The 1,148-nt window shown below is 53.5% G+C and carries 1 protein-coding gene; it reads left to right on the forward strand.

The genetic code is table 11. The annotated features are described in order from the left end of the window. The first annotated feature begins 194 nt into the window (after positions 1-194). On the forward strand, positions 195-1,148 hold the full coding sequence (locus FS767_RS21555; protein WP_144968142.1) for a transposase: 954 nt from the start codon (positions 195-197) through the stop codon (positions 1,146-1,148).

A 1,148-nucleotide genomic window follows, 5' to 3' on the forward strand; every position in this document is an offset into this window, starting at 1 on the left:
ACTTGAAGGGGTGGTGGGACGCTAAAGCCGATTCTGACTGTCAGCAGCAGTACAGACTGTGGGAGACATCGCCCCACCCCTTCCACCAAAGCGCCGATAAAGAATGCATCGTTTTTGAACGACGATAGAAGCAAGCCAGCGCCTCTTGGTGAACCCCCCTTCAAGCCCTAGAACCATAACGTGAGGAGCCACCCATGGCAATGCAGGTAGATCGGTTAATCGTGGGTGTAGATGTCGCTAAAGCGGAGCTGGTTATTCATCACGACGACCGCGATGAAATTATCAAGATTAAAAACGCTAAGCCAGAAATCAAGAAGTGGCTCAAACAGCAAGCGGCTCACACGGCAATCGCCGTTGAGGCTACCAATGTCTACCACTTGGACTTGGTTGAACTAGCCCACGGGATGGGTTTTCAGGTTTATGTCGTCGACGGATTCCAGTTAAGCAACTACAGAAAAGGTGTCGGGGGACGTGTAAAGACTGATCCATCTGATGCTCGACTACTATCCCGTTTCCTTAGGAACGAAGGTAACGAACTCCGGCCCTGGAGCCCTCCGCCGGCCGTCTACGGCAAGCTCCAGAGCCTGCTGCGGCGCCGGGCGGCTTTGGTGACTGCGCGCACTGCGATGACCCAAAGTTGGGCCAACGAAAATCTGCTTAGAGCCGCCTTCGAGACCTTTGTGAAATCGATTGATCGGCTGGACCAGTTGATCCAAAAGAAACTGAAAGAAGTGCTGCGCGAGGCTGGATTGCAGGAGCAAGTTGCACGTTGCCAGGCAGTGGAAGGAATCGGTTTTCTCACCGCCACCGCATTGGTAATGGCATTTGTGAGAGGTGAATTTAAGAGCAGCGACTCATACATCGCCTTTTTGGGGATGGACTTGAGAGTGAGCGATTCTGGGCAGAAGAATGGACGTCGCCGTCTTACCAAGCGCGGCTGCTCGGAGATCCGTCGTCTACTTCATAACGCTGCGATGGCAGCCAGCCGATCAGCGGCATGGAAAGAGCTTTATGAGAAACAGCGCACGGCAGGAAAAGCGACGACCCAAGCACTGGTGATCTTGGCAAGAAAACTTGCGCGGGTGGCGTTCGCCCTGATGAGAAATCAGGACGAATATGTCACCAGAAAGGGGAAACTGGCTTGCTGA

Source organism: Pseudomonas sp. DE0010 (assembly GCF_007680745.1).
In the GTDB taxonomy this organism is placed as follows: Bacteria; Pseudomonadota; Gammaproteobacteria; order Pseudomonadales; family Pseudomonadaceae; genus Aquipseudomonas; species Aquipseudomonas parafulva_B.

What these genes read in the sequence shown, in the direction of transcription:
- FS767_RS21555 (WP_144968142.1), top strand. Translation starts at nt 195, where the DNA reads ATGGCAATGCAGGTAGATCGGTTAATCGTGGGTGTAGATGTCGCTAAA.